Genomic DNA, 24,610 nt, shown 5'->3' on the forward strand with positions numbered 1-24,610 from the left:
CGAGGGCGGCACGGGGGCGTAAGGCCAGCGCTGCCGGACGTCGTCATGCCGCGCATGGCCGGAGCGAAGGCGGAAGTCCGCACAACATGCGCTGCTGGACGTGTCCGTCCTCAGGCTGCGCATGGCCGGAGCCTATGCGGGACACGCATAACTTGCGTGTCCGGATGGAGTCCGTCCGTCGGACGGCGCATGGCCGGAGCTAGTGCGGAGATACGCCTTGTCGCGTCCACTGCGAACGCCGTTGTTCTCAGCCGAGCCGCGCCGTTGAGGCCGACCGTGTTCGCGACATACCCAGTATGGACCCGCCCACCGACAAGTTTCGGTGCCCGGATCGGTAGGCGAGACAGCCTGTTCTTCGCGGAATATCTCAGGAGGAGTGCAGCCGCCACAGCGGAGAGACCGGGCCGTGGCCGGCGCCGAGATCGTAGGAGGCGGCCAGGCAGCGGCGTGTCCATTCCTTGGCGAACTCGACCGCCTCGGGCACCGGGTAGCCGTGCGCGAGGGCGCACGCGATGGCCGCGGCGAGGGTGTCGCCGCCGCCGTGGTCGTTGCCGGTGGTGATGCGCGGCGCGGGGAATTCGTGGAAGTTCTCGCCGTCGAAGAGGAGGTCCGTGCTCAGGTCGGAAGAGCGCATATGTCCGCCCTTCACGATCGCCCAGCGCGGGCCGAGCGCGTGCAGGGCCTCGGCGGCGCGTCGCGCCTCGGCCTGGTCGGTGACCGTGATCCCGGTGATCAGTCTGACCTCGTCGAGATTGGGCGTCACGATCGTCGCCAGCGGAATCAGGGTGTGGCGCACCGCGTCCAGCGCCTCGGCGTGCAGCAGCGCGTCGCCGTGCATGGAAGCCGCGACGGGGTCGACGACCAGCGGAATCTTGCCGTCACGCCCGATGCCGACTTCGCGGCAGACCCCCGCGACCGCCTCGATGATGGCCGTCGAGGCGAGCATGCCGGTCTTCGCCGCGCCGACGCCGATGTCGCCGACCACCGAACGCACCTGATCGGCGACGATCTGCGGCGGAATCTCGTGGAAGCCGCTCACGCCCACCGAGTTCTGCACCGTCACCGCCGCGACCGCGACGCACGCGTGCACGCCGCACATCGCCATGGTGCGCGAGTCGGCCTGGATTCCGGCGCCGCCGCCGGAGTCGGTGCCTGCGATGGTGAGGACGCGGACCGGGGTCTGTCCGTCGGCGGGGAGGGGCAGCAGTTTCACAGGGCGACCATAACCGGCGCGGTCGGACGCGGGTCCGTCGAGAACCTCGCCCATGGCTGGGGCGGTGGCGGAGGTGCGCGGATCTCGCGGTTCCCGGCCGCATGGCGTCTCAGAAATGAAAACCATTACCATTAGGCCGTGACCACTTCATCGCGCACCGATCCGCTGCCCGTCACCGTGCTGTCCGGCTTCCTCGGGGCGGGCAAGACCACGCTGCTCAACCACATCCTGGCCAACCGCGAGGGCCGCCGGGTCGCGGTCATCGTCAACGACATGAGCGAGGTGAACATCGACGCCGCACTGGTCGCGGGCCAGGGACACCTGGACCGCACCGAGGAGAAACTGGTCGAACTCACCAACGGCTGCATCTGCTGCACGCTGCGCGAGGACCTCATCGAGGCGGTCGGCAGGCTGGCTCGCGAGGGGCGCTTCGACCAGCTGGTCATCGAATCGACCGGCATCTCCGAGCCGATGCCGGTCGCGGCGACCTTCGACTGGGAGTTCGAGGACGGTTTCAGGCTCGGCGACATCGCCCGGCTGGACACCATGGTGACGGTGGTGGACGCCTCGACCTTCCTCGCCGAGGTGGTGCGCGGCCAAGCGCTGGCGGAACGAAAACTGGAGGCGGGGGAGGGCGACGAGCGCACCATCGCCGATCTGCTTGTCGACCAGGTGGAATTCGCCGACGTGCTGTTGATCAACAAGACCGATCTGGTGAGCGCGAATGCCGCGGGAACTGTGGAAGCCACACTGCGGCGGCTCAATCCGCGTGCGCGGGTGCTGCGCACGTCGCATGGAGTGGTGGAACTCGGTGAGGTGCTCGGTACCGGTCGCTACAACCCGCTGGTTGCCGCGGAAGCTGAGGGGTGGGCGGAAGAGCTTGCGGGCGGGCATGTTCCGGAGACAGAGGAGTACGGCATTCGGAGTATCACCTATACCGCTTCGCGCCCGTTTCACCCGGCGCGGTTGGCTGGGGCATTGGAACAGTTGCGAGGGGTATTGCGCAGCAAGGGATTCTGTTGGATCGCCAGCCGTGCGGGACTGGCGGCCGTGTGGTCGCAGGCGGGGCCGAATCTGAGCTTCGAGCCTGCTGCTTGGTGGTCGTCGATGGAAGTTCCCGCGGGGCAGGAGATCGTTTTCATCGGGGTGAAGTTGGATGGGGATCGGGTTCGGGCGTTGCTGGATGGTGCGCTGCTGACCGATGCGGAATATGCGGCTGGGGCTGAGGTTTGGAGTGCGTTCGATGATCCGTTTCCGGCTTGGGGTGAGTTGCACGAGCATGTGTGAACGGTGCGTCGGTTGACTGGGGGCGTCCGGTCAGAAGCCACCATATGACTACCGTGGAATCCATTTCTCTATCGACGGTAGTCATATGGTGGTTGGAGGTTGACAGGCTGGCGGCTGTTTTCTGTCTGCCACCTGTAGCGGCAGCCGACCACCCGCAAAGCCAGCGCCTGTTCAGTGCGAGATCCCCGGCGCCTGGTACAGATAGGTCGAGTCGGTGAGCTGCTCCAGCAGGAACTCGGCGATGTCCGCCCGCGCGATCTTCAATGTGAGCCCGCGCTCGGATCCGGGGAACGCCCGCCGGTAACTGCCGGTCCGCGGCCCGTCGGTGAACGCGCTCGGCCGCACGATGGTCCACTCCAGGCCGCTCGCTCGCACGTACTCCTCCTGCTTGACGTGGTCGTTGTAGGCGCGGCGCAGCAACATGCCGAACAGCAGGTGCTTCCACAGGAAGTTGAGATTGTCGCGGCTGTCGCCGATGCCCAGTGTGCTCTGGCAGATCAACCGCTTCACGCCGGTGCGCTGCATCGCCTCCACGACCGCCTTGGTTCCGCCGAAGCGAACGAGACCCTTGCGCCCGTCGCCGAGCGCGATCACCACCGCGTCCTGGCCGGTGACCGCCTTCTCGGCCTGGTGCGTGTCGAAGACGTCGCCCTCCACCACGCGCAGCCGCTCGTGCCGCTGGGTGACTCCCGCGGCGTTGCGGGTGAACGCGGTGACCTCGTGGCCCTGCTCGAGCGCCTGCTCGACGACCAGTCGGCCGACGCTGCCGGTGGCTCCGAAGACTGCGATTTTCATGGTGTTCTCCTTGCGGGGAAAGCTTGTGTGCCGTTGGTGAATCCAGTACATCAACGCGAAGCGAGACGAACCATGGCCGTGACTCTCGATGACATAAGCGAACGTCCACGCACCGCGGCGCACACCCGGAGCCGGATGTGCGCCGCGGGTCGGCCCGCCGACCGCACCGCCGGGTCGGGACCGATGTGCCCCGACCCGGCGGCGAACCTCGATGGCACCTACCGATACATCGCGAAGAACTCGGTGATCTCGCCCGCGATCAGCTCCGGCGCCGAGTGGTGCAGGTAGTGGGAGTGCACGTCGTGGGTCTTCCAGGACGCGATGGCCTTGTGGTCGCGGTCCGCGAAGCGGCGGATGCCGTGGAAATCGCCGGTCGATCCGCAGAGCGCCAGCGGCACCGTGGTCGGCTCGGCGGGCTGCGGCGCCTTGGCGTTCTCGAAGTACTGCCGGATCGCCGAGCCCGCGGTGCCGGTGAACCAGTGGATCGCGATGTTCGTCAGCACGAATTCGTCGTCCAGCTCGGGGCCGAGCAGCTGCGCGTTCCAGCCGACCAATCCGGTCGGCGAATCGGTGATCGCGTGCGCCAGCGTCTGCGGCTGCTGCGCCTGGAGGATGTTGAAGCTCATCTTGTTCTGCGCGAACCACTCCAGCGTCGCGAGCGCCTGCTGCTCCTCCTCGGTGAGGTCGGTCAGCTCGGCCGGATCGCCGGACGGGAACGAGTACACCTGCGAGACGTGCACGCCGACAACATGTTCCGGATCCACCCGGCCAATCTCGGCGGAGATCTGCGCGCCGCCGTCGTTGCCGACCGCGCCGTAGCGGTTGTAGCCGAGCCTGCTCATCAGTTCCGCCCACGCCTTGGCGATGCGGGTGTTGTCCCAACCGGATTCCTTTGTCGGACCCGAGAATCCGTAGCCGGGCACCGACGGGATCACCAGGTCGAACCCGGCAGCGGTGAGCGGGGCGACGATGTCGAGGAATTCGATGAAGGTGCCGGGCCAGCCGTGACTGAGGATCAGCGGAAAGGCGTTGTCCCGCTTGGACTTCACGTGCAAGAAGTGCACGGTCTGGCCGTCGATCTCGGTGGTGAACTGTGGATGGGCGTTGATATTCGATTCGATTGCGCGCCAATCGAATCCGGTGCGCCAGTAGTCGACCAAGTGGCGGACGCGGTCGACGCTCACGCCGTAGGTCTCGCCGGAGCCGGGGATCTGATCGGCCCACCGGGTACGGGCCAGCCGTGACTGGAGGTCGTCGAGCTCGGCCTGCGGGATGTCGATGCGGAAGGGGGTGATGGCGGGCATCGGGCGCTCCTTGTTCTGAAACGGAATGCTTCGTTCTGTTAAAACCGTAGCAGAACGGATCATTCCGTTTCAAGTGCTAGGCTGAACTCATGCCGAAGACATCCGAAGTCCCAGCTCGCAAGGGTCTGCCCGGTCGCAAGGCGCAGGCCGCCCGCAACGACGGTCTGATCCTGGAAGCGGCGCGGGCCGTGTTCCTCGCCGATGCCAACGCGCCGATCGCCGCCGTCGCCGAACGCGCGGGCGTCGGCATCAGCGCGCTCTACCGCCGCTACCCGAGCAAGGAGGTGCTGCTGCGCACCCTCTGTCACGAGGGATTGCGCCGCTACAACGCGGAAGCGGATGCGGCACTGGAGGATTCGGACGGCTGGCGTGGGCTGGTCGGCTTCTTGGAGCGCGTGGTCGACGCCGACGTCCACTCGCTCACCGTCCACCTGGCGGGCACCTTCACCCCCGACGAGGCGATGCTGCCCGACGTGGTGCACGCGGACGAGGTCAACGAAGAACTCATCCGCCGCGCCCACGCTTCCGGACGGCTGCGAGCGGAGGTGAATCCGCTGGATCTCGGGCTGATCCTGGAGGCATGCGCGGCCATCACCATGCCGGACCAGGAACGCACCGCCCAGCTCCGCCGCCGCACCCTCGCCCTTCTCATCGCGGGGCTCGCCGCCGACGGTGAGCTACCGGGGCCACCACCGCAGCCTGGTGAATTCGCCTGGCGCTGGCAACCGCGGGTTTGACGCGGCCCGCTCCCGGTGAACCTGCCCGGCGACGAGGCACGCGAATGGGGCGCGAAGTCCGGATGTGGACTGGTAGGAACGAACCATCCGTGCGAGGTGAAGGGGACAGGCATGAACTGGACGCCCCCTCGACGACGTCGGCTTCCTCTTCTTCTCGGACCCCGACGGCAACGGCTGGGCGATCCAGCAGATCTCCACCCGGCCGTAGTTCAGCGCACGCCGAGATAGAGGGTTTGCGTGCTGCGGCCGAGGGGGCCTTTCTCGTCGAAGAGGGCCGATTCGGCGAGGCCGATGCCGTGCGGTTGGGGGTAGGTGACCGCGTCGAGGCAGACCCATTCGCCCACCGGCTGGCGGTGCAGGGTGACGGTGAGGTCGGTGTTGATGAACAGGAAGCGGTTCCAGTCGAGGACCGCGCTCACGCCGTTGCCCGAGTCGGCGGCGGCCAGGGTGCGTTCCAGCGGGCTCGGCGTGGTGCCCGCGACGATCGGATACTTCAGTCGAATCCAGCAGATCGCCGGGCCCGGTTCACCGAAAGCGCCTGTGACGAAACGGTATTCGATCGCGGTGTGGAAGCCGATCTCCTGTGCTGCCGGGAACGGCGTTGGTGCGGGCGCGTGGTCCGGACCGGGCCGCGCGCCCACCGGATGGAATTCCTCGGGCAGCGGAAGTTCGGGCTCGGCAAGCTTGAACCGCCAGGCATTGGCCTTCATGACCGGACCGCGCTCGGTCGAGAGCATCGCCTCCACCAACTCGACGCTGCGTCCCGGCCGAGTCACCCGCGCCTCCGCGATCAGCGGCTGCAACGGCACAGGTCCGAGGATCTCCACCGCGACCCGCCCGACCTGGAACCCCTCCCGCGGCTCACACCGCTCGATGACGTGCCCGAGCAACGCCGAGGGAGGTCCCGCGTGCTGCGCGTCCGGCGACCACGGCCCACGCGTGAGTTCGGTGGAGATGAACCGTTTCGGGTCGTCCGGATCCGGGAGGTAGAAGGCATCACTCACGTCATCGTCCGTCCCTCGGACCGGCCGCACTGCCGGTTGTCGAATAGTTCGTCCGGTTAACGATTCTGCCACGCGGGGTAGCGGTGGACCGGGCCGGTCGACGCTCGTGGCAGGTGCGTGAGGCAACCCGACGACCGGAAGTGTCGGGTGGCGGCGGGATGCCCGGTGTCCCGAGTCGGCGGCTCGATGCGGTCGTGCCGCAGCGATGGCGCGCGTCCGGCGTGATCGCCGGGCGGGTGGCTCACGCCCGTCCGAAGGTGAGGGCCACGTTGTGTCCGCCGAATCCGAAGGAGTTGTTGACGGCGTAGTCGATTCGTTGGCGGCGGGGTGCGCCGGCGACGATGTCGAGGTCGATGTCAGGGGCCTGGTTGTCGAGGTTGAGGGTGGGCGGGATGATCTGGTCGCGCAGGGCGAGGACCGTGAGGATGGACTCGAGCGCGCCGACCGCGCCGATGGAATGGCCGAGCGCGGATTTCGGGGCGTAGACCGAGGCGTGCGGCGTGGCGGCCGCGATGGCGTTCGCCTCGGAGGCGTCGCCGATCGGGGTCGAGGTGGCGTGCGCGTTGACGTGGGCGATGTCCGACACCCCGAGGCCCGCGGTCTCGATGGCCTTGCGCATGGCGCGGGCCGCGCCGATGCCCTCCGGGTCGGAGGCGACGATGTGGAAGGCGTCGGAGGTGATGCCCGCGCCGAGCACGCGAGCGTGGATCTCGGCGCCGCGCGCCCTGGCGTGCCGCTCGGATTCGAGCACCATGAGCGCGCCCGCCTCGCCGAAGACGAAGCCGTCCCGGTCCCGGTCGAAGGGGCGCGAGGCGCGCTCGGGTTCCTCGTTGCGGGTGCTCATCGCGCGCATCATGGCGAAGCTGGCGATCGGCACGGCGTGGATGTTGCCCTCGACGCCTCCCGTCACCACCACGTCGGCCTCTCCGGAGCGGATCAGCCGCCAGGCGTGCGCGATCGCCTCGGAACCCGAGGAGCACGCCGAGACCGGCGCGAAAACCCCTGCCTTGGCGCCGATTTCGAGCCCGACCGTCGCGGCGGGCCCGTTCGGCATCACCATCGGTACCGACATCGGCGACACCTTCCGATAACCGCCCGCGCGCATGGCATCGACCGCGTCGATCAGCGCGTCGCCGCCGCCGAGTCCGGTGCCGATGGCCACCGCCAGTCGCTCGCCCTCGACCTCCGGCGCGCCCGCCGACTGCCACACCCGCCTGCCGAGGACCAGCGCCAGCTGCTCGACGTAGGAGTGCCTGCGCTGTTCGACCCGGGTGAGCTGCGCGGCGGGATGCGCCTTCAACTTGCCGCCGATGCGGACCGGCAGGTCGTATTCGGCGACGAAGTCGTCATCGAGTACGCCGATGCCCGTCTCCCCTCGCAGCAGCCTCGACCAGGTGGTTTCCATGTCGTCGGCGAGTGAAGTGGTGGCCGCGTAGGCGGTGACGACGACGGAGTCCGTAGTTTCTGAAGCGAGTGTTACAGTCACGGTCTTCATGAATACCTGTAGCAGTCGGTACAGTCAACCCATGGCCCGCCCACTCGACCACGCCAAACGCGCCGAACTCCTCGACGGCGTCGTCGGCTACATCGCCACGCACGGCCTCGCCGAACTCTCCCTGCGTCCCCTCGCCGCGGAACTCGGCACCAGCTCGCGCATGCTCATCTACTACTTCGACACCAAGGAAGAGCTGCTGGTCCAAGCCCTCGCCACCCAGCGCCCGGACATCAGGGCGCTCTTCGCCGACATCGCCGACGCCGCCGCCCTCCGCGCTCGGCTGTGGGATTTTTGGTGCGCCAACACCATTGGGTCGGGGGCGACCAGTGTGAAGGTGATGTTGCAAGTGCTCGGCGCGGCTTGTGCGTCCGACGGGCCGTACGCCGGGTATGCCACCGACGCCATCGGCACTTTCGTCGCGGCGCTCGCGGACGGGTTGCGTGGGTTCGGCGTGGAGGATGCAGAAGTTGTTGCGACGGTGCTTGTTTCGGGATTGCGGGGGATACTTCAGGATCGCGTGATCACCGGGGATGTCGCGCGGACCGACAGGGCGGCTCGGTGGCTTATCGAGAGCGCTGTTCGTTAGATTCGGGCGCGGCCAGCGGCTTTACGAGAAGCCGAAAAAGCGAAGCGGCCACCCTCTCCAAAGAGAGGATGGCCGCCCGCTGCGAGTGGGCCGGGTGCGCCGCGGAGGTCTCCAGATGCCGACCCGACGCGCAGCAACCCTACGAAACCACCGGCAGGTAGACCTGCTTCCCCGCCCCGGCGAACTCCGCGGACTTCTCCGCCATCCCCGCCTCGATGGCCTCCACTTCCGTCAAGTTGTTCTTCTCCGCGTACTCCCGCACGTCGGCGGAGATCCGCATCGAGCAGAACTTCGGCCCGCACATCGAACAGAAGTGCGCGGTCTTCGCTGGTTCCGCGGGCAGCGTCTCGTCGTGGTACTCGCGCGCCGTGTCGGGGTCGAGCGAGAGCGCGAACTGGTCGCGCCAGCGGAATTCGAAACGCGCCTTGGACAATTCGTCGTCGCGCTGCTGGGCGTGCGGGTGGCCCTTGGCCAGGTCGGCGGCGTGGGCGGCGATCTTGTAGGTGATCACGCCGACCTTGACGTCGTCGCGGTTGGGCAGGCCGAGGTGCTCCTTCGGCGTGACGTAGCAGAGCATGGCCGTGCCCGCCTGGGCGATGATCGCGGCGCCGATGGCCGAGGTGATGTGGTCGTAGGCGGGCGCGATGTCGGTTGCCAGCGGGCCGAGGGTGTAGAACGGCGCCTCCTCGCACAGTTCTTCCTCGAGCCGCACGTTCTCCACGATCTTGTGCATCGGCACGTGGCCGGGGCCCTCGATCATCACCTGCACGCCATGGGATTTCGCGATCTTCGTCAGCTCGCCGAGGGTGCGCAGTTCGGCGAACTGGGCCTCGTCGTTGGCGTCCGCGATGGAGCCGGGGCGCAGGCCGTCGCCGAGGGAGAAGGTGACGTCGTACTTCGCCAGGATCTCGCAGAGCTCCTCGAAGTGGGTGTACAGGAAGGATTCCTGGTGGTGCGCCAGACACCACGCGGCCATGATGGACCCGCCGCGCGAGACGATGCCGGTGACCCGCTTGGCCGTCAGCGGGATGTAGCGCAGCAGGACGCCCGCGTGCACGGTCATGTAGTCCACGCCCTGCTCGCACTGTTCGATGACGGTGTCGCGGTAGATCTCCCAGGTCAGCTGAGTCGGATCGCCGTTCACCTTCTCCAGCGCCTGGTAGATCGGCACGGTGCCGACCGGGACGGGGGAGTTGCGCATGATCCACTCGCGGGTCTCGTGGATGTTCTTGCCGGTGGACAGATCCATGATGGTGTCCGCGCCCCAGCGGGTGGCCCACACCATCTTCTCCACCTCCTCCGCGATCGAGGAGGACACCGCCGAGTTGCCGATATTGGCGTTGATCTTCACCAGGAACTTCTTGCCGATGATCGTCGGCTCCAGCTCCGGGTGCTTGTGGTTGGCCGGGATCACCGCGCGCCCGGCCGCGACCTCGTCGCGCACCAGCTCGGGCTCGACGCCCTCGCGCGCCGCGATGAACCGCATCTCCGGCGTGATGATGCCTTGCCGGGCCCAGGCCAGCTGGGTCGGCGGGCCGTCCACCTGCGGCTTGGCCCAGGTGTCGCGCAGCTTGGGCAGCCCGGCTTCGAGGTCGATGGTCGCGTTGTCGTCGGTGTACGGGCCCGAGGTGTCGTAGACGTCGAAATGCCCCCCGGTCGTCAGATTGACACGACGTACCGGAATGCGCAGGTCGTCGACTTCCTGGTAGTGCTTGACGCTGCCCTCGATGGGCCCGGTGGTCACGGTGTCGACGGCGGCGCCGTTGGCGGTGGCCATGCTTCTCCTCCCTACGCCGGCATTACCCGGTCAGGTTCATACGGTCGACGGCCCTGATCGCCCCGTAAGGGCTAGCCGTCCTCTCAGCCCGCTGGTGCGAGCCCCCGTTGGCGATGTGAAATTTCCCGCCCGACCATACCCGCCCGCCGCATGGACACGCCCGGCGATGACCCGAACCCGCGCGTGCGGGCGCAGGCCAGCGCCTCACCTCGGTAGATCGGGCCGAGTGAGATTCGGCTCGGAAGATGGTCGATCCGGCTGGCCAGGCCCTCCGCTCGGGCCTGGCCGCCGAACAAGCCCGCTCAGACCGCCTCGTACGCGTCCCGCATGGCCTGCACGTCGATCTTCTTCATGCCGAGCATGGCCTTGGTCGCGCGGGTGACGGCGGCGGGGTCCCCTTTGAGCAGCTCGTTGGCCTGCACCGGCCAGATCTGCCACGGGATGCCGTACTTGTCGTTGAGCCAACCGCACTCGATCTCCTGACCGCCGTCGGCCAGCAGCGCCAGCCACAGGCGGTCGACCTCCTCCTGGCTCTCGCAGTTGACCAGCAGCGACATGGCGTGCGTGTAGTGGTACTCGCCGCCGCCGTTGATCGCGGTGAACTTCTGACCGTTCAGTTCGAAGTCGACGACCATGACGAGCCCGGCCTCGCGCGGCCCCGCCTCGTTGTAGTACTGGATGTCGGTGATCTTGGAGTCCTGGAAGAGCGAACAGTAGAACTCCGCGGCCTCCTCGGCCTGGGTGTCGTACCAGAGGTTCGTGACGATCTTCTGCATGGCCATCTCCTGACGTGGGGTAGGTCCTCGCGTGTGCAGACTTCCCAACGCCGCCGAATTCATCGCATCGCGGCCGGGAAATGTGCGGCCCCGACCGCCGGTCAGCGTTCGCGGGGCCCGATCGGGAACCCGAGCGCGCCGAAGGTGGCGTTGAGGTTGATCTCGATCTGGCTCAGCAGCGCGTCGACGTCGGCGAGCATCGAGACGACGTTCTCGGTCCGGCAGCCGACCTGATCCGGCGCGTTCGGCGCCAGCCTGCCCTTCAGCCAGTTGAAGGTGTCGGCCATGCCGAGGGAGGGCAGCGTCAGGTGCTCGCTCAGGTGGTCGCGCTTGTAGACGACCGAAGCGCCTCCCGCGCAATATTGTTGCGCGAGAGCGTCGTTGGTCCACACGGGCACCGCTTCATCGAACACGCCTTGGTACAGGTGGATAGGCATGGTCGGCGTGTTGCCGCCGAGAACCGTCGCGTCGAACACCTCCCGAATCTCGGGAAGGGCGAGGTAATCGGCGATCGGAATCGTCAGCAGCCGTTGGTAATCCACGAACATCTGGGTCAGCGCGTTGCGCGGGAGACACTGCGTGTTGGTGCGGTCCATCAGCGCGCGGCCCTCCGGCGTGAGGTGCCGGTAGGTCACCTCCTCGAAGGTCGGATACGCGTTGGACAGGGAGGCGATGCCGATACCGATCAGGCTGGCGAACATGGAACCGTTGACGTGCAACAACGATTCGACATCCGAGACCGGCGCGCCCATCGCGGCGCCCTCGACGTTCAGCTCCGGCGCGTAGCTCGGCTGCATCTCGGCCGCCCAGCCGGTGGCCATGCCGCCGCCGGAGTAACCCCACAGAGCCACAGGGGTATTCGTGTTCAGGCCCATCGGCTCGAAACGTTGCGCGGCCCTGATCCCGTCCAGGGTCATGTAACCCGGTTCCTTGGCGACCGCGAGATGGCCATGCGGCCCCTCGTAGTCCGGGATCGACACCGCCCAACCCTGGCTGATCAGCGCGGCGAGCGCGATGAGCTCGCTGTTGGAATGGATGCCCTCGACGCCGGGCAGCCCCGCGCCCTGCCGGAGCACGTACGACGGTGCGCAGGAAGGGCTGGCGCTGTCGTAATAGAACTGGAGGGAGACCAGCGGGCGGGAGCGGCCGGGGTCGGCGCCCGCGGGCAGTATCACCGTCGTGACCGCGACCGCGGGTTCGTCGAACAGGTCGGTCGTGCGGTACAGCAACTGCCAGGACCGAACGTTCAGCGGCAGCACCGTGAGCACCGCGAGCCGCACCTCGCGCGAGCGCAGGATCGTCCCCGGTTCGGCGCTCGCGAAGTCGGCGGGCGGCTCGTAGAACGAATCATGTTGCGGTAGCGGCATTGCCGACGCCGGTCTCGCCGCCACAGCGCTCGTCAGCACGGTCGCCGCGACGATCATCGCGACCGCGACGGCGCGCACGAACACTGGGCTTCTTCCGGCCGGATCGCCTTTGATCACTGACACCCCAGGTCCCTTCCTCATCGGTGCAGCGATTACAGCACGAGTTCGAGTTACCAACAAGAACTCTTTTTGAAACAAGTGCCGCTATCGTCGTGACATGACCCGCAGCAAATCCGCCGCGCGGCCCGCCCCGACTCCGGATCGGCGCCGGATACGCGGCCTCGACGCCGAGCAGCGCAGCGCGCAGCGCCGCAGTCAACTGCTGGACGCCGCCACCGAACTGTTTGCCGAACAGAGCTTTTCGGGGACGTCGATCGAACAGATCTGTCAGCGCGCCTACGTCGGGACGAAGGGGTTCTACGACCACTTCGACAGCAAGGAGGCGTGCTACATCGCGCTGCTCGAGCAGATCACGGCGCAGATCCAGCAACGCGTCGCCGAGGTGGCGGCGGAAGTCGCGGGACGGGACTGGGGAGAGCGCGCGGCTGCGGTCGTCGGTGCGTTCGTGCACGCCATCGCCGACGACCCGCGCCTGGCGAAGGTGACTTTCGGTGAGGCGGGCGGTATTTCGCCGATGGTGGAGAAGCAGCGCCGCGGCAACCGGCGCTGGGCCGCGGCGTTTCTGGACAGCCAGTGGTCATCGGATGCCGCGCCGGACGAACGCGCTCGACGCAGGCGGCTGGCGTTGGCGCTCGCGACCATCGGCGGGATGTTCGAGCTGATCGCCGACTGGCTGCACCATCACGACGACGGTGGCGCGCGTGATGATGTGCAGACGCTGATCGACGATTTGGTCGAGTTCGTCGGCGTGGTTTACGCCGGGCGGGAGATGCTGTCGTAAAGGGCTGTGGTGCAGACGGATCCGCGTCAGAGCGGCGTCGTCGACGCAGCGTCGCCGGTGCCTGCGCCCTCCACCTCGACCCGCAGCGCCGGACCGTCCGTATCTTCGGCCGACTCCGAGCGTCGGTGCTGGTTGTGCGGTGCGCTGCTCACAATGGCAGTGCCATTCGCGCGTATGCGTCGCCGTTCGTCCGGCTACCGCAGCGTAGTGCGTTCAGGCGCAGCGCTATTCGCTGACGAGGTCCGCGACCCTGTCGGCGCGGGTCCGCGATGCGGCGTCGCCGGTGCCTGCGCTCTCCGCCTCGACTCGCGGCGACGGGTCGTTCGTCTCCTCCGCCAGGCCGAAGCGGCGATGCAGCGCCGCAAGGGGTTTGGGCGCCCACCAGTTGGCGGTGCCCATCACCCGCATCAGCGCGGGCGCCAGCAAGGCGCGGATCACCGTGGCGTCGCTGAGCACCGCGAGTGCGCACCCGATGCCGAACAGTTTCATGGCGGCGACGCCGGAGCTGGCCAACGCGAGGAAGACGATGCTCATCAACAGGGCGGCGGCGGTGAAGATTCGACCGGTTCTGGCGACACCCATGGCGACGGCGTGGGTGTTGCCCGCCGCGGTCTTCTCGCCCGCCAGCCACTCCTCCCTGATCCGGGAGAGCAGGAACACCTCGTAGTCCATCGAGGCGCCGAACGCGAGGCTGAACATGAGGATCGGCATCGCCAGGTCGAGCTTGCCGGTCGGCGTGAAGCCGAGCAGCCCGGACAGGTGCCCGTCCTGGAAGATCCACACCATCGCACCGAAGGTCGCGGCGAGCGAAAGAATGTTCAGCAGAAGCGCTTTGACCGGAAGCAGCAGACTGCCGGTGAACAAGAACAGCAGAATCAACGTGGTGACGGCGATGAGCGCGGCGGCGAGCGGCAGCCGGTCGGCGATCGCCGAGACCGAGTCCTGGTTCAGCGCGGCGGCTCCGCCGAACAGCACGTCGCCGGGCGCGGGGACCGCCCTGATCTCGGCGAGCTGATCCTTGCCCGCCGTCGAATACGGATCGAGCCGCGTACCGATCGACAGGAATGTGCCCGCCGGACCGGACATCTCCGGTGAAGCGGCGGCAGCGCGCAGACCGTTGACGTAGACGCCGTCGCTGGACAGCACCGCGGGAACGTCGGCCACCTTCGACAGCGCCGCCGCGTACGCGCCGATTTCGCCTTGGCCGCTGCGGAAGCCGGGCAACACCGCGTAGGCACTCGCGCCGAGGTCGGCGGAGAAGTCGCTGCGCAGCGCGTCGCCGACCTGACGGCTCGGCGCGGACTGCGTCAGCGCGCGATCGTCGGGATAACCGAAATGCGCGGACAGGAAGGGCGACCCGAGCAAGAGCAGCGCGATCGTCGTGACCACCGCGACCGGCGCGGCACGCTTCATCACGCCGACAACCCAGCGGTACCAGAGGCTCCGCTCCGGTTGCGGCTCGGTAGGTTCGGGTCGACGGAACATGCGGCGCAACGGAACCCGCAGATCCAGCGCGTTCACCCGATCGCCGACCAGCACCAGAATCGCTGGCAGAACGATCACCGCCGCGCCCGCCGCCGCGGCGACCACCGCGATCCCCGCGTACGCGAACGACTTGAAGAAGTACTGCGGGAACACGGCGAGCGCCGCCAGCGAGAGCGCTACCACCAACGCCGAATACACCACGGTACGTCCGGCGGTCTGGATCGAGCGCACCACGGCCGCACGAGAATCCAGACCGTTGGCCAGTTCCTCCCGATAGCGGCTGACGATGAACAGGCTGTAGTCGATGGCCATCGCGAGACCGAGCGCGGTGGTCATGTTCAGCGCGTACATCGAGACGTCGGTGACCACCGTCAGCGCCCGCAGGATGCCCAGCGCGGCCGCGATGGCGAACAGGCCGATCGCGATCGGCAGCGCGGCGGCGACCACGCTGCCGAACACCAGGATCAGCAAGAGCCCGGTCAGCGGCACCGCGATGGCCTCCGCGACGATCAGGTCCTCGCTGATCTGGGCGTTCATGTCCGCGAAAACGGCGGCCAGCCCGCCCGCACGGACGGTGACGCCATCGCCACTGGTCTGCACCGTCTCGCTGATCTTGGCGGCGCGCTCGCTGAGCTCACCGTCGTCGCCCTCGATACTGGCCACGACGATCCCGCTGCGACCGTCCTTGCCGCGCAGCGCCTGCGCGAGGTCAGGCCGCGCCGACCAGTACGACTGAATGCCGCTGACCTCGGGATACGTGCGCAGCTGATCGGTGACCCGTTGCGCCGCCGCCTTCGCCGCAGCGCTGTCCACCCCGTCCTCGGCTTGGATGAGCAGCACATAGTTCGGATCCCCACCGGTGAAGTGGTCGGCGATGAACTCGGCGGCCCGAACCGACTCGAGGTCTTCGGTGACGAACCCACCGGACTTCATGTGCGCCTGCGCCGTCGCCCCGAACAGACCGCACAGCACCATGAGCAGAAGCGCGATACCGAGAACAACGCGAGGACGCGCGGCGGCGAACCGTGCGAGGGTGGTCAGCATTGACGCGGGCTCCCGTCCCGATGGAGGTGATCCCCCGAACGGTAAACCGGCCGGTCGTCCGAACAGAATCGGACGAGAGGGTGATGCTGGCCACGTATGCGCTGAAAAGTGAGCGACATCTCCATCGCGCAGGTAGCGCTATCTCCGCGCACTCGAAAGTCGCCGCACCTCGAAACCCAAATCACCCCCGCGACCCGGCAGGCAGAACCCGCCCCCGCACCTCCCCCAAACCCACACGCCTCCCGCCAACCCCTGGCGCAGACGCGGTAATCACGACCTCATCCCCATCCTCCAAGAACGTCCGCCCCTCCCCGCCAACCACAACCGGCTCCGCACCGCCCCAAGACAATTCGATGAACGACCCCCGCTGCCCCGGCTCAGGCCCCGAAATAGTCCCCGACGCAAACAAATCCGCACTCCGAGCAGCCGCCCCATTCGCGGTCAGATGCGCCAACATCTGCGCGGGCGACCAGTACATCCGCCCATACGGCGGACGCGAGACGACCTCCCCGTTCCAGCTCACGGTCAGCTCGATATCCAGCCCCCATGGCTCGTCCACCGTCAAATAGGGCAGCGGCGGCGGTGACTGCTCCGGCAGCGGAATCCGCGCCGAATCGAGCGCGGCCAGCGGCGTCACCCATGCCGACAACGACGTGGCGAACGACTTACCGAGGAACGGCCCGAGCGGCTGATACTCCCAGGCCTGGATGTCCCGCGCGGACCAGTCGTTGACCAGCGCCACACCGAACAGGTGATCCTCGACATCGGCGATATCGATCGGCGTGCCGAGCGAAGAGCCGACACCGACGACGAAGCCGAGTTCGGCCTCGATGTCCAACCGCCGGGAAGGACCGAAATCCGGCACACCCGAGTCTGTTCGGCGCTGACCTCGCGGCCGCACCACTTCCGTGCCCGAGACGACGACGGTTCCGGCTCTGCCGTGGTAGCCCACCGGAAGATGACGCCAATTCGGCAGCAGCGGTTCGGCATCCGGACGGAACAATCGTCCGAGATTGGTGGCGTGGTCGATGCTCGCGTAGAAGTCCACATAGTCGCCGATGCGAATCGGCAGCGCCAGCGTCACGTCAGCCAGGGGATGCACTGCGTCGGCGGGGATTTCCGCAGAGACCAGTTCGCGCACCCGCTCACGAACCGCACGCCAACGCGTAGGCCCTTGCGCGAGAAAGGCATTGAGGTCGGCAGCCGCGAATACCGAGTCCTCGAGGGCGACAGCCAGATCGACGACGAACTCGCCGAAGCGCACCCCGACCCGATGCGCACCCCCGCGCGGCGCGAACACCCCGTACGGCAGATTGTCCGCGCCGAACAGCGAATCCTCGGGAACCTCGAGCCGCGTCCTCACCGCGGGCCCCGACCCGACCACGTCCACGCGTAGGCCGGATCCTCGCAGGCCAGCGCGCCCTCGCCGAGTTCGAGCGGGCGGAAGGTGTCGACCATGACGGCGAGTTCGTCGAAGAACTCGATGCCGATGCTGCGCTCGTACGCACCGGGCTGCGGTCCGTGCGCGTACCCGCCGGGATGCACCGACACCGAACCCTGCCCGATGCCGGAACCCTTACGCGCCTCGTAGTTTCCGCCGCAGTAGAACATGATCTCGTCGGAGTCGACATTGGAGTGGTAGTACGGCACCGGGATGGACAGCGGGTGGTAGTCGACCTTGCGCGGCACGAAGTTGCAGATCACGAAGTTGATCCCCTCGAACGCCTGGTGGACGGGCGGCGGCTGGTGCACGCGCCCGGTGATCGGCTCGAAATCGGCGATGTTGAACGTGATCGGGTACAGGCATCCGTCCCAACCCACCACGTCGAACGGATGCGTCGCGTAGACCATCCGCGTGCCGACCACCCGCCCGCCCGCGCGATGCTTCACCAGAACCTCGACATCGGTACCGGATTCGAGGATCGGTTCGCCCGGCCCGTGCAGATCACGTTCGCAGTACGGCGAATTCTCCAGCAGCTGACCGAATTTCGACAGGTACCGCTTCGGCGGAGTGATGTGACTGGACGCCTCGATCGCATACGCGCGCAACGGACCCGGCCCGGCGGGCAACCAGCGGTGAGTGGTGGCGCGCGGAATGAGGACCTGGTCGCCCTGGCGGGCGGCGAGCCTGCCGAACACGGTCTCGACGGTCGCCTCGCCCGCCTCCACGTAGACCAGCTCGTCGCCGATCGCGTTGCGGTACAACGGAGAAGCGCCTTTGGCCGCGACATAGGAGATGCGCACGTCGGCATTCCCGAGCAGCAGCCGCCTGCCGGTCACCGGATCGGTCTCGGCCGCGGTGTCGCCTGGGAAGAGATCGTGCAGGCGCAGATGCCGGTGGCGCAGTGGATGGTTCGGCGTCGTCGTCTGGTCCGGTAGTTCCCAGACCGTGGCGTCGACGATCGCGGGCGGCAGACCGCGGTGATAGAGCAACGAGGAATCGCCCGAGAAGCCTTCCTCGCCCATCAGCTCCTCGTAGTAGAGCCGCCCGAGGTCGTCGCGGTGCTGGGTGTGCCGTTTCGGCGGCACCGCGCCGACCTGCCGATAGAACGCCATGCTCGCACCTCCCGCCAGATCGTGGTCGGATCGGTCGGTCTCCATCGTAATGATCGGATGACTTCGGCGACCGGGAAAACGCGCCCTCGCGACGGCAAAACCGACCATGCGCCACGCTGTCGTGCGGCATTTCATCGGTAGTCGCGCGTGACTGCCGGAGAAATGTCGGCATGGCTTGCCTTTGCCGCAACTGGATGCAGGCTGTGTACGGCCGCGGCGACGGACCTCCGCGCCGCCAACGTTCCCCGCGGCGATCTGGGCGGCTCAGCAGGACCCGGCCGACAGCGCCTTACGCCTGCCGCAACGCCCGATAGACCGCCGCGCCCACGAAAGCGCCGAGTGTCTGCGGCGTCCATTCCCCCTCGTCGGCGAGCAGCGACCGCACCGCCCCCTCACCCGCCGACACCCACTGCTCCACCAGAATCGGCAGCTTCCGCTCGGCATCCTCGGTCCCCCACGCGCGCAGCGTCGGCCGCAGCAGCTCGGTGCATCGCTCGACCGCCAACTTGCGACCGCGTCCGAACGAATCCGCGACGGCGGGATCGGGATTGCCGTACAGCAACCGCCACGAGTCGGGCCGCGCGGCAGCGATCTCCAGCAGCGTCTGGAAGCCCTCCACGAAGACCGTCTCGCCCGCGTCGACCGCGCGGCGCGGCGTCGCCTGGAGCAGACCCTCGACGAGGTGGTTCTCCTCGCGGCGGATCAGTTCCTGGATGAGTTCGACGCGATCGGCGAAGCAGGCGTAGACGACCGGCCGGGTGACGTTCATCCGCTCGGCCACGGCGGCGATGGTGACGGCCGCGACGCCGTGTTCGACGGCGATGGCCAGCGCGGTGTCGAGCACCTGCGGGCGGCGGCGTTCCGGTCCGAGGTGCCGCGCCCGCTGACGCGGTCGCACGACTTGCTCGGTACCCATGGGCACCAACATATCGTGGGCAGGTGCCCCTGCTTGTGGGGTGGTTCTCTGTGGGAGTGCCTGCGGCGGGACTGCGGGGGTTGCTTGTGCGCTGTCTCCGCACAAGTGCACCTGCTGGGGGCGGGGGTGCCTGCTCATGGGGTGGACCTTTGTGTGAGTGCCTGCGGCGGGACTGCGGGGGTTGCTTGTGCGCTGTCTCCGCACATGGGCACCTGTCGGAGCGGTGGCGAGGGGCGGCACTCCGGGTTTCCTGAGGAGCGCGTGCCAGGCGCAGGTGTCGGGGCGGGTCTTGCCGGGGTTCCTACACTTGTGAACAATAATGCTACATTCGCGAATGAAGTGGCCCGGCCGGATGCCGGGCGTCGAACCGACGGCCGAGGAGTCACCGATGCCGGAAACCCTGTTCAACCCGAAGACCTGCGAGTTCGCCGAGTTCGATGCCGAGACGCGGCGGCTGCTGCGCGCCACGGTCGACTGGTTCGAGACGCGCGGCAAGGCGGCGCTGAAGCGGGACGACCGGGAGCGCGTCTGGTACTCCGAGTTCCTCGACTTCGTCAAGCGCGAGCGGGTCTTCGCGACCTTCCTGACTCCCGCGGCCGAGGCCAACGGCGATCCGAACAAGCGCTGGGACACCGGCCGCATCGCGATGATGAGCAAGGTGCTCGGCTTCTACGGCATGTCCTACTGGTACGTCTGGCAGGTCACCATCCTCGGCCTCGGGCCGATCTGGCAGAGCGACAACAAGGCCGCCAAGCAGCGCGCGGCGGCGCTGCTCGACTCCGGTGAGATCTTCGCGTTCGGGCTGTCGGAGAAGGAGCACGGCGCCGACGTGTACTCCACCGACATGGTGTTGGAACCCAAGCGCGGCGGCGGTTTCACCGCGACCGGCGGCAAGCACTACATCGGCAACGGCAACCTCGCCGGGATGGTCTCGGTGTTCGGCCGCCGCGCCGACAAGCCGATCATCGACAGCGCCAAAGCGCTGAATGCCAAACCGGCGCAGGACGATTACGAGGGGTATCTGTTCTTCGTCGCCGACAGCAAGCACAAGAACTACAAGCTGCGTCGCAACGTGGTGGACAGTCAGATGTACGTGGCCGCTTTCGATCTGGAGAAGTACCCGGTCGCCGAGGAGGACATCCTGCACCGCGGTGAGGCCGCGTTCCACGCCGCGATGAACACCGTCAACGTGGGCAAGTTCAACCTCGGCTTCGGCGCCGTCGGCGCTTGCGAACACGCCTTCTACGAATCGATCACGCACGCGGAGAATCGAATCCTGTTCGGACACAGGGTGACCGAGTTCCCGCAGGTGCGCTCGCTGCTGACCGACTCCTACGCGCGGCTGATCGGCATGAAGCTCTACAGCGAGCGTGCCATCGATTACCTGCGGTCGGCGTCCCCCGAAGACCGGCGCTACCTGCTGTTCAACGCGATCGAGAAGATGACCGTGACACGGCAGGGTCAGCGCGTCATCGAAGACCTCGCCGACGTGATCGCCGCCCGCGGCTTCGAGAACGACATGTACTTCCCGATGGCGATGCTCGGCCTGTTCGGGCTGCCGCGGCTGGAAGGCACCGTGCACGTGAACATGGCGCTGTCGCTGAAGTTCATGGCCAACTACATGTTCCACCCGTCCGACGCCGGGCTCGCCGCGCTGCGCGTGCTGCCGGACGCCGCGCCCAAGGGTGCGGTGCGGGCGGTGTCCTCGGCGTTGAGCTGGTCCAGCCGCAAGCTCGCCCCGCGGGCGGGCGCGGCGGTGCCCAAGCTCCGAGCGGAGCTGGCCGCCGCGCGGTATCCGGAGGTGCCGACCCGCCGCGACGCCGCCGACGACGAATTCCTGTTCCGGCAGGGTCCGAGCGCGGGACTCGGACGCATCCGGTTCACCGACTGGCGTCCGCTGTTCGAGAAGTACGCGCACGTGCCGAACGTCGCGATCTTCCTGGAGCAGGCCCTCGCCTTCCAGACGTTGCTCGCCGCGGCCCCGCCCACCGCCGACCAACAGCGCGACGTGGACTTCCTGTTCGCCATCGGCGAGCTGTTCACCGCGATCCCGTACGCGCAGCTCATCCTGGAACAGGCCGCGATCGAGGGCACCGACGCCGCCGTGCTCGACCAGCTCTTCGACGTCTTCGTGCGGGAGTTCGCCAAGAACGCCCTCGCCCTGCACAGCAAGCCGACCGCGACCAAGGCACAGCAGACCAGGGCGCTGGATCTGGTGCGCCGCCCCGCGGCCGACGCCACCCGCTTCGACAAGGTGCTGGCCGAGGCCCGCGCACACGCGGGCGGCTACGAAATGAACCCGTAGCGGCCGGTCAACGCGCCAACCACCGTCCGCCGGGGCAGCCGCCTGTGCGTCGGCACGCGGCCGCCGATCTCGCTGGGAGCCGGGACGGTGCCGTCAGCGCGACTCGACGGGAATATCGAACTCGGCCACAACCGGCGCGTGGTCGCTGGCGCCTTTACCTTTTCGCTCCTCGCGATCGACACCCGCGTCCGTCGTCGCGGCGGCCAGCGCGGGCGAGGCGAGGACGAAATCGATGCGCATGCCCTCTTTCCGTGGGAACCGCAGCTGCGTGTAGTCCCAGTACGTGTACACACCCGGCCCCGGCGCGAACGGCCGCATCACGTCGGCGAAGCCGGTGTCGACGATGGCGGTGAAGGCGTCGCGTTCGGGCTGGGAGGTGTGCGTCTTGCCCGTGAAGAACTCGGGCGACCACACGTCGTCGTCGGTCGGCGCGATGTTCCAGTCGCCGACCAGCGCGATCTTGGCTTGCGGGTCCTCGGTCAGCCAGTTCGCGGCGGTGGCGCGCAGCGTCTCCAGCCACTCGAGTTTGTACGCGTAGTGCGGGTCGGCGAGGGCGCGCCCGTTGGGCACGTAGAGGCTCCAGACCCGCACGCCGCCGCAGGTCGCGCCGAGCGCGCGCGACTCGACGACCGGTGTGCTGATGAGGGATTCGCCCGCGTCCTTGTCGAAACCGGGCTGATTGGGAAAGCCGAGTTCGACGTCTTCCAGGCCGACCCTGGACGCGATCGCGACACCGTTCCACTGGTTGATGCCGAGGTGGGCCACCTCGTAGCCGCGTTCCTCGAAGCGCTCGAACGGGAACTGGTCGTCGCGACACTTGGTTTCCTGCATGGCGAGCACGTCGATGTCCTGGCGGTCCAGCCAGGCCGCCACCCGGTCGAGCCGGGAGCGGATCGAGTTGACGTTCCAAGTCGCCAGACGCACGAAATGCCTTCCTTCTGCGGTCTTCGATCTATTCTCCGCCGTGCGGAGCGGCGTAGCGATAGCCGTGGTGGTCCAGGAAACCGAGGCCGCGGTAGAGCTCGAGCGCCGCCGCGTTGTCGGCCTCGACCTGGACGTAGGCGTGTGTCGCGCCGCGCTCGTGCCCCCAGCGGATCAGCTCCGCGCACACCAGGGTGGCCAGGCCGTGCCTGCGGTGCTCGGCGGCCACGGCGACGCAGGTGAGCCCGATCCAGCGGCGTCCGTCCGGCGCGGTGGTGGTCGCGCCGCGTCCGATGGCGATGGGGCTCGGCAGCCCGAGCGAGGCGAAACCCAGTTCGCCGTCGCGCACCGCGGTGAGCACCTCGGGCACCGGAACAGGCTGTGCCGCAGGGTCTTCGCCGCGATAGCGGTGCAGGCGCAGCCACGCCTCGTCGGGCCGCGGCGCGATCCGGACCATCGGGGGACCTTGCGGCAGAACGAAATTGTCGATGTCGATACCGAGCACCAGGGTTTCGTTCCAGGTGCGCCAGCCGGGCGGCGCCGGTGCGAGCCGGTCGGGCAGCAGCAGTTGCAGCGGCAGGCCGTGCGCGGTGTACCACGCGCCGATGCGGTGCAGGGTATCGGTGGAAAGTTCGGCCGGTCGTCCCGGTTCGCCCAGCGGCACAGCGGAATTGGCGCGATTGGTGTAGCCGTGTCCGGCGCGCAACAGCCAGCCGTCGAGCCAGTCGTTTTCGGCGCCCGGCCACGCGTCCGCCGCGGCCGCTTCCAGTGCCCTGATCTCCCTGGTGCGAATCGGCCTCGGCCCGATGGCTTTCAGCGCGACCACCCGATCGGGTGTCACCGAGACCATCTGTCCGTCGGCGTCGCGCACCGTCGGCGGGTCCAGCGAAACCAGTTCGCCGATCACGTCGGTCAGCGGTTGTGGATATCCGGCGGGCAGTTGATAGCGCATCACCACCCGGCGGCCGAGCGGAATCGGCGCGGGCGCCGGCTCAGTCGTCATGCCCGAAGGGATCCGGAACGGTGCCCGGCACCCAGCTCAGACCCGGTGCGCCCCAACCGTTTCGCTTGATCGCCTTCTTCGCCGCGCGCGCGTTGCGGCCGATCAGCACGTCGACGTAGAGGAATCCGTCGAGGTGGCCGACCTCGTGCTGCAACATGCGAGCGAAGAAGCCGTTGCCCTCGATCGAGACCGGCTCGCCCTGCTCGTCGGTGCCGGTGACCCGCGCCCAGTCGGCCCGGCCGGTGGGGAACTGCTCTCCGGGCACCGAGAGGCAGCCCTCTTCGTCGTCGTCGGGGTCCGGCATCGTCTCCGGTAGCGCGGAGGTCTCCAGCACGGGGTTGATCACCGCGCCGCGGCGCCGGACGGCCGTGCCGTCGGGACCGAAGTCCGGGCAGTCGTAGACGAACAGTCGTAGCGGCACGCCCACCTGGTTGGCGGCCAACCCGACGCCGTTGGCGGCGTCCAGGGTCTCGTACATGTCCGCGATCAGCGGGGCCAGTTCCTCCGGCGAATCGGTGACCGGCTTGGTCGGGTTGTGCAGCACGGGGTCACCGACGATCACGATGGGGAGGATTGCCATGGAAAGCAAGCCTACCGGCCGCTCAGCGGAGGCGAGTGGCCGCCGTCCGGCGCAGGTGAGACGCCCGTACCTGCGCGTAATCAACACGCCGGACCGAAGGCGGATCATCCCTGTGACCCCGTGGTTGAATGATCCGCGACGTACAAGCACCATTTTCGTCTGGTGGCAACTCGGCGAGGGAGCGAGATGGACGGCGCAGCGGCACGGAATCTTTCCGCGATCCAAGACGACCCTTCCGCGAGCGAAGAGACGACGGCGGGCGCATCGGCCCAGGCCGGGGCGGACGAAGGCAGCGGCCTCAGCCGCCGCGAACACGAGATTCTGGCCTTCGAACGGCAGTGGTGGAAGTACGCGGGCGCCAAGGAAGAGGCCATCCGCGAACTGTTCGGCATGTCGCCGACCCGGTACTACCAGGTCCTCAACGCCGTGGTGGACCGGCAGGAGGCCCTCGCCGTCGACCCGATGCTGGTGAAACGGTTGCGCAGGCTTCGCGCGAGCAGGCAGAAGGCCAGAGCCGCACGGCGTCTCGGTTTCCAGGTATGACACGTCTTCGGATCG

The 24,610-nt window shown here is 67.9% G+C and carries 21 protein-coding genes and 1 riboswitch; of the genes, 6 read left to right on the forward strand and 15 right to left on the reverse strand.

What is annotated here, in order from left to right; translation table 11 throughout:
- Positions 1 to 367 precede the first annotated feature (367 nt).
- Entirely contained in the window at positions 368 to 1,213 is an 846-nt protein-coding gene (gene thiD / locus ABZV58_RS04100) for a bifunctional hydroxymethylpyrimidine kinase/phosphomethylpyrimidine kinase (RefSeq protein WP_354998679.1), read from the reverse strand.
- Between the two features lie 138 nt (positions 1,214 to 1,351).
- On the opposite strand from thiD, the gene ABZV58_RS04105 reads away from it, so the two are divergent.
- Positions 1,352 to 2,500 (forward strand): GTP-binding protein, encoded by a 1,149-nt coding sequence (locus tag ABZV58_RS04105; RefSeq protein ID WP_354998680.1) that lies wholly within the window; start codon positions 1,352 to 1,354, stop codon positions 2,498 to 2,500.
- A 171-nt stretch (positions 2,501 to 2,671) separates the two neighbouring features.
- Here the strand turns inward: ABZV58_RS04105 and ABZV58_RS04110 are convergent, their stop codons facing one another.
- Positions 2,672 to 3,295: an SDR family oxidoreductase gene (locus ABZV58_RS04110; protein WP_354998681.1), complete on the reverse strand. Its 624-nt coding sequence runs from the start codon at positions 3,293 to 3,295 to the stop codon at positions 2,672 to 2,674.
- A 218-nt stretch (positions 3,296 to 3,513) separates the two neighbouring features.
- On the reverse strand, positions 3,514 to 4,599 hold the full coding sequence (locus ABZV58_RS04115) for an epoxide hydrolase family protein (RefSeq protein WP_354998682.1): 1,086 nt from the start codon (positions 4,597 to 4,599) through the stop codon (positions 3,514 to 3,516).
- 89 nt (positions 4,600 to 4,688) lie between these two features.
- Here ABZV58_RS04115 and ABZV58_RS04120 point away from each other — a divergent pair, with 89 nt between their 5' ends.
- Positions 4,689 to 5,336 (forward strand): helix-turn-helix domain-containing protein, encoded by a 648-nt coding sequence (locus ABZV58_RS04120; protein WP_354998683.1) that lies wholly within the window; start codon positions 4,689 to 4,691, stop codon positions 5,334 to 5,336.
- 209 nt (positions 5,337 to 5,545) lie between these two features.
- On the opposite strand, the gene ABZV58_RS04125 is transcribed toward ABZV58_RS04120, so the two are convergent.
- Both ABZV58_RS04125 and ABZV58_RS04130 read right to left on the reverse strand, forming a co-directional pair.
- Positions 5,546 to 6,340 (reverse strand): thioesterase family protein, encoded by a 795-nt coding sequence (locus tag ABZV58_RS04125; protein ID WP_354998684.1) that lies wholly within the window; start codon positions 6,338 to 6,340, stop codon positions 5,546 to 5,548.
- 241 nt (positions 6,341 to 6,581) lie between these two features.
- Positions 6,582 to 7,835, reverse strand: a complete 1,254-nt coding sequence (locus ABZV58_RS04130) for a KasA/KasB family beta-ketoacyl-ACP synthase (RefSeq protein WP_354998685.1) — start codon at positions 7,833 to 7,835, stop codon at positions 6,582 to 6,584.
- Between the two features lie 31 nt (positions 7,836 to 7,866).
- Between ABZV58_RS04130 and ABZV58_RS04135 the strand changes: the two genes are divergently transcribed.
- Complete coding sequence (locus tag ABZV58_RS04135) at positions 7,867 to 8,421, forward strand: TetR/AcrR family transcriptional regulator (protein WP_354998686.1); 555 nt, start codon at positions 7,867 to 7,869, stop codon at positions 8,419 to 8,421.
- A 139-nt stretch (positions 8,422 to 8,560) separates the two neighbouring features.
- Here ABZV58_RS04135 and thiC read toward each other — a convergent pair whose 3' ends face one another.
- The 3 genes from thiC to ABZV58_RS04150 all read right to left on the reverse strand — a co-directional run bounded on the left by thiC (position 8,561) and on the right by ABZV58_RS04150 (position 12,464).
- A complete protein-coding gene (gene thiC / locus ABZV58_RS04140; RefSeq protein WP_354998687.1) occupies positions 8,561 to 10,198 on the reverse strand; it encodes a phosphomethylpyrimidine synthase ThiC in 1,638 nt (545 codons plus the stop codon).
- A riboswitch (TPP riboswitch) is annotated at positions 10,190 to 10,317 on the reverse strand. Its footprint overlaps the gene before it by 9 nt.
- Positions 10,318 to 10,500: 183 nt before the next feature.
- Entirely contained in the window at positions 10,501 to 10,974 is a 474-nt protein-coding gene (locus ABZV58_RS04145; RefSeq protein ID WP_354998688.1) for a VOC family protein, read from the reverse strand.
- A 101-nt stretch (positions 10,975 to 11,075) separates the two neighbouring features.
- Positions 11,076 to 12,464: a lipase family protein gene (locus tag ABZV58_RS04150; protein WP_354998689.1), complete on the reverse strand. Its 1,389-nt coding sequence runs from the start codon at positions 12,462 to 12,464 to the stop codon at positions 11,076 to 11,078.
- 94 nt (positions 12,465 to 12,558) lie between these two features.
- Between ABZV58_RS04150 and ABZV58_RS04155 the strand changes: the two genes are divergently transcribed.
- A complete protein-coding gene (locus ABZV58_RS04155; protein WP_354998690.1) occupies positions 12,559 to 13,242 on the forward strand; it encodes a TetR/AcrR family transcriptional regulator in 684 nt (227 codons plus the stop codon).
- 225 nt (positions 13,243 to 13,467) lie between these two features.
- Here the strand turns inward: ABZV58_RS04155 and ABZV58_RS04160 are convergent, their stop codons facing one another.
- The 4 genes from ABZV58_RS04160 to ABZV58_RS04175 form a co-directional block, all read right to left on the reverse strand.
- Complete coding sequence (locus tag ABZV58_RS04160; protein WP_354998691.1) at positions 13,468 to 15,771, reverse strand: MMPL family transporter; 2,304 nt, start codon at positions 15,769 to 15,771, stop codon at positions 13,468 to 13,470.
- A 181-nt stretch (positions 15,772 to 15,952) separates the two neighbouring features.
- A complete protein-coding gene (gene fahA, locus ABZV58_RS04165) occupies positions 15,953 to 17,161 on the reverse strand; it encodes a fumarylacetoacetase (RefSeq protein ID WP_354998692.1) in 1,209 nt (402 codons plus the stop codon).
- The gene (locus tag ABZV58_RS04170; protein WP_354999028.1) at positions 17,131 to 18,327 is read right to left on the reverse strand and encodes a homogentisate 1,2-dioxygenase domain-containing protein; all 1,197 of its coding nucleotides are present in this window, start codon (positions 18,325 to 18,327) and stop codon (positions 17,131 to 17,133) included. The genes fahA and ABZV58_RS04170 overlap by 31 nt, the downstream gene beginning before the upstream one ends.
- A gap of 289 nt (positions 18,328 to 18,616) precedes the next feature.
- Positions 18,617 to 19,243 carry a TetR/AcrR family transcriptional regulator gene (locus ABZV58_RS04175; RefSeq protein ID WP_354998693.1) on the reverse strand — a complete coding sequence of 209 codons (627 nt, stop codon included), beginning with the start codon at positions 19,241 to 19,243 and terminating at the stop codon, positions 18,617 to 18,619.
- A 388-nt stretch (positions 19,244 to 19,631) separates the two neighbouring features.
- Between ABZV58_RS04175 and ABZV58_RS04180 the strand changes: the two genes are divergently transcribed.
- Positions 19,632 to 21,548 carry an acyl-CoA dehydrogenase family protein gene (locus ABZV58_RS04180; RefSeq protein ID WP_354998694.1) on the forward strand — a complete coding sequence of 639 codons (1,917 nt, stop codon included), beginning with the start codon at positions 19,632 to 19,634 and terminating at the stop codon, positions 21,546 to 21,548.
- Between the two features lie 93 nt (positions 21,549 to 21,641).
- Here the strand turns inward: ABZV58_RS04180 and ABZV58_RS04185 are convergent, their stop codons facing one another.
- Genes ABZV58_RS04185 through ABZV58_RS04195 form a run of 3 tightly spaced genes read right to left on the reverse strand, consistent with a single transcriptional unit; the run spans position 21,642 to position 24,052 of the window.
- On the reverse strand, positions 21,642 to 22,472 hold the full coding sequence (locus tag ABZV58_RS04185; protein ID WP_354998695.1) for an exodeoxyribonuclease III: 831 nt from the start codon (positions 22,470 to 22,472) through the stop codon (positions 21,642 to 21,644).
- Positions 22,473 to 22,500: 28 nt separating this feature from the next.
- On the reverse strand, positions 22,501 to 23,472 hold the full coding sequence (locus ABZV58_RS04190; protein ID WP_354998696.1) for a GNAT family N-acetyltransferase: 972 nt from the start codon (positions 23,470 to 23,472) through the stop codon (positions 22,501 to 22,503).
- Positions 23,462 to 24,052 (reverse strand): peptide deformylase, encoded by a 591-nt coding sequence (locus tag ABZV58_RS04195; RefSeq protein ID WP_354998697.1) that lies wholly within the window; start codon positions 24,050 to 24,052, stop codon positions 23,462 to 23,464. The genes ABZV58_RS04190 and ABZV58_RS04195 overlap by 11 nt, the downstream gene beginning before the upstream one ends.
- Positions 24,053 to 24,238: 186 nt before the next feature.
- Here ABZV58_RS04195 and ABZV58_RS04200 point away from each other — a divergent pair, with 186 nt between their 5' ends.
- The gene (locus tag ABZV58_RS04200) at positions 24,239 to 24,595 is read left to right on the forward strand and encodes a DUF3263 domain-containing protein (protein WP_354998698.1); all 357 of its coding nucleotides are present in this window, start codon (positions 24,239 to 24,241) and stop codon (positions 24,593 to 24,595) included.
- Positions 24,596 to 24,610: the final 15 nt, after the last annotated feature.

It is taken from the genome of Nocardia sp. NPDC004654 (genome assembly GCF_040609595.1).
Taxonomy (GTDB): domain Bacteria; phylum Actinomycetota; class Actinomycetes; order Mycobacteriales; family Mycobacteriaceae; genus Nocardia.

Excerpts from the sequence above, each read along its gene's own strand:
- ABZV58_RS04110 (WP_354998681.1), bottom strand. The coding sequence starts at position 3,295 with ATGAAAATCGCAGTCTTCGGAGCCACCGGCAGCGTCGGCCGACTGGTC.
- ABZV58_RS04115 (WP_354998682.1), bottom strand. The coding sequence starts at position 4,599 with ATGCCCGCCATCACCCCCTTCCGCATCGACATCCCGCAGGCCGAGCTC.
- ABZV58_RS04120 (WP_354998683.1), top strand. The coding sequence starts at position 4,689 with ATGCCGAAGACATCCGAAGTCCCAGCTCGCAAGGGTCTGCCCGGTCGC.
- ABZV58_RS04130 (WP_354998685.1), bottom strand. The coding sequence starts at position 7,835 with ATGAAGACCGTGACTGTAACACTCGCTTCAGAAACTACGGACTCCGTC.
- ABZV58_RS04135 (WP_354998686.1), top strand. The coding sequence starts at position 7,867 with ATGGCCCGCCCACTCGACCACGCCAAACGCGCCGAACTCCTCGACGGC.
- thiC (WP_354998687.1), bottom strand. The coding sequence starts at position 10,198 with ATGGCCACCGCCAACGGCGCCGCCGTCGACACCGTGACCACCGGGCCC.
- ABZV58_RS04145 (WP_354998688.1), bottom strand. The coding sequence starts at position 10,974 with ATGCAGAAGATCGTCACGAACCTCTGGTACGACACCCAGGCCGAGGAG.
- ABZV58_RS04155 (WP_354998690.1), top strand. The coding sequence starts at position 12,559 with ATGACCCGCAGCAAATCCGCCGCGCGGCCCGCCCCGACTCCGGATCGG.
- ABZV58_RS04160 (WP_354998691.1), bottom strand. The coding sequence starts at position 15,771 with ATGCTGACCACCCTCGCACGGTTCGCCGCCGCGCGTCCTCGCGTTGTT.
- ABZV58_RS04170 (WP_354999028.1), bottom strand. The coding sequence starts at position 18,327 with ATGGCGTTCTATCGGCAGGTCGGCGCGGTGCCGCCGAAACGGCACACC.
- ABZV58_RS04175 (WP_354998693.1), bottom strand. The coding sequence starts at position 19,243 with ATGGGTACCGAGCAAGTCGTGCGACCGCGTCAGCGGGCGCGGCACCTC.
- ABZV58_RS04180 (WP_354998694.1), top strand. The coding sequence starts at position 19,632 with ATGCCGGAAACCCTGTTCAACCCGAAGACCTGCGAGTTCGCCGAGTTC.
- ABZV58_RS04190 (WP_354998696.1), bottom strand. The coding sequence starts at position 23,472 with ATGACGACTGAGCCGGCGCCCGCGCCGATTCCGCTCGGCCGCCGGGTG.
- ABZV58_RS04195 (WP_354998697.1), bottom strand. The coding sequence starts at position 24,052 with ATGGCAATCCTCCCCATCGTGATCGTCGGTGACCCCGTGCTGCACAAC.
- ABZV58_RS04200 (WP_354998698.1), top strand. The coding sequence starts at position 24,239 with ATGGACGGCGCAGCGGCACGGAATCTTTCCGCGATCCAAGACGACCCT.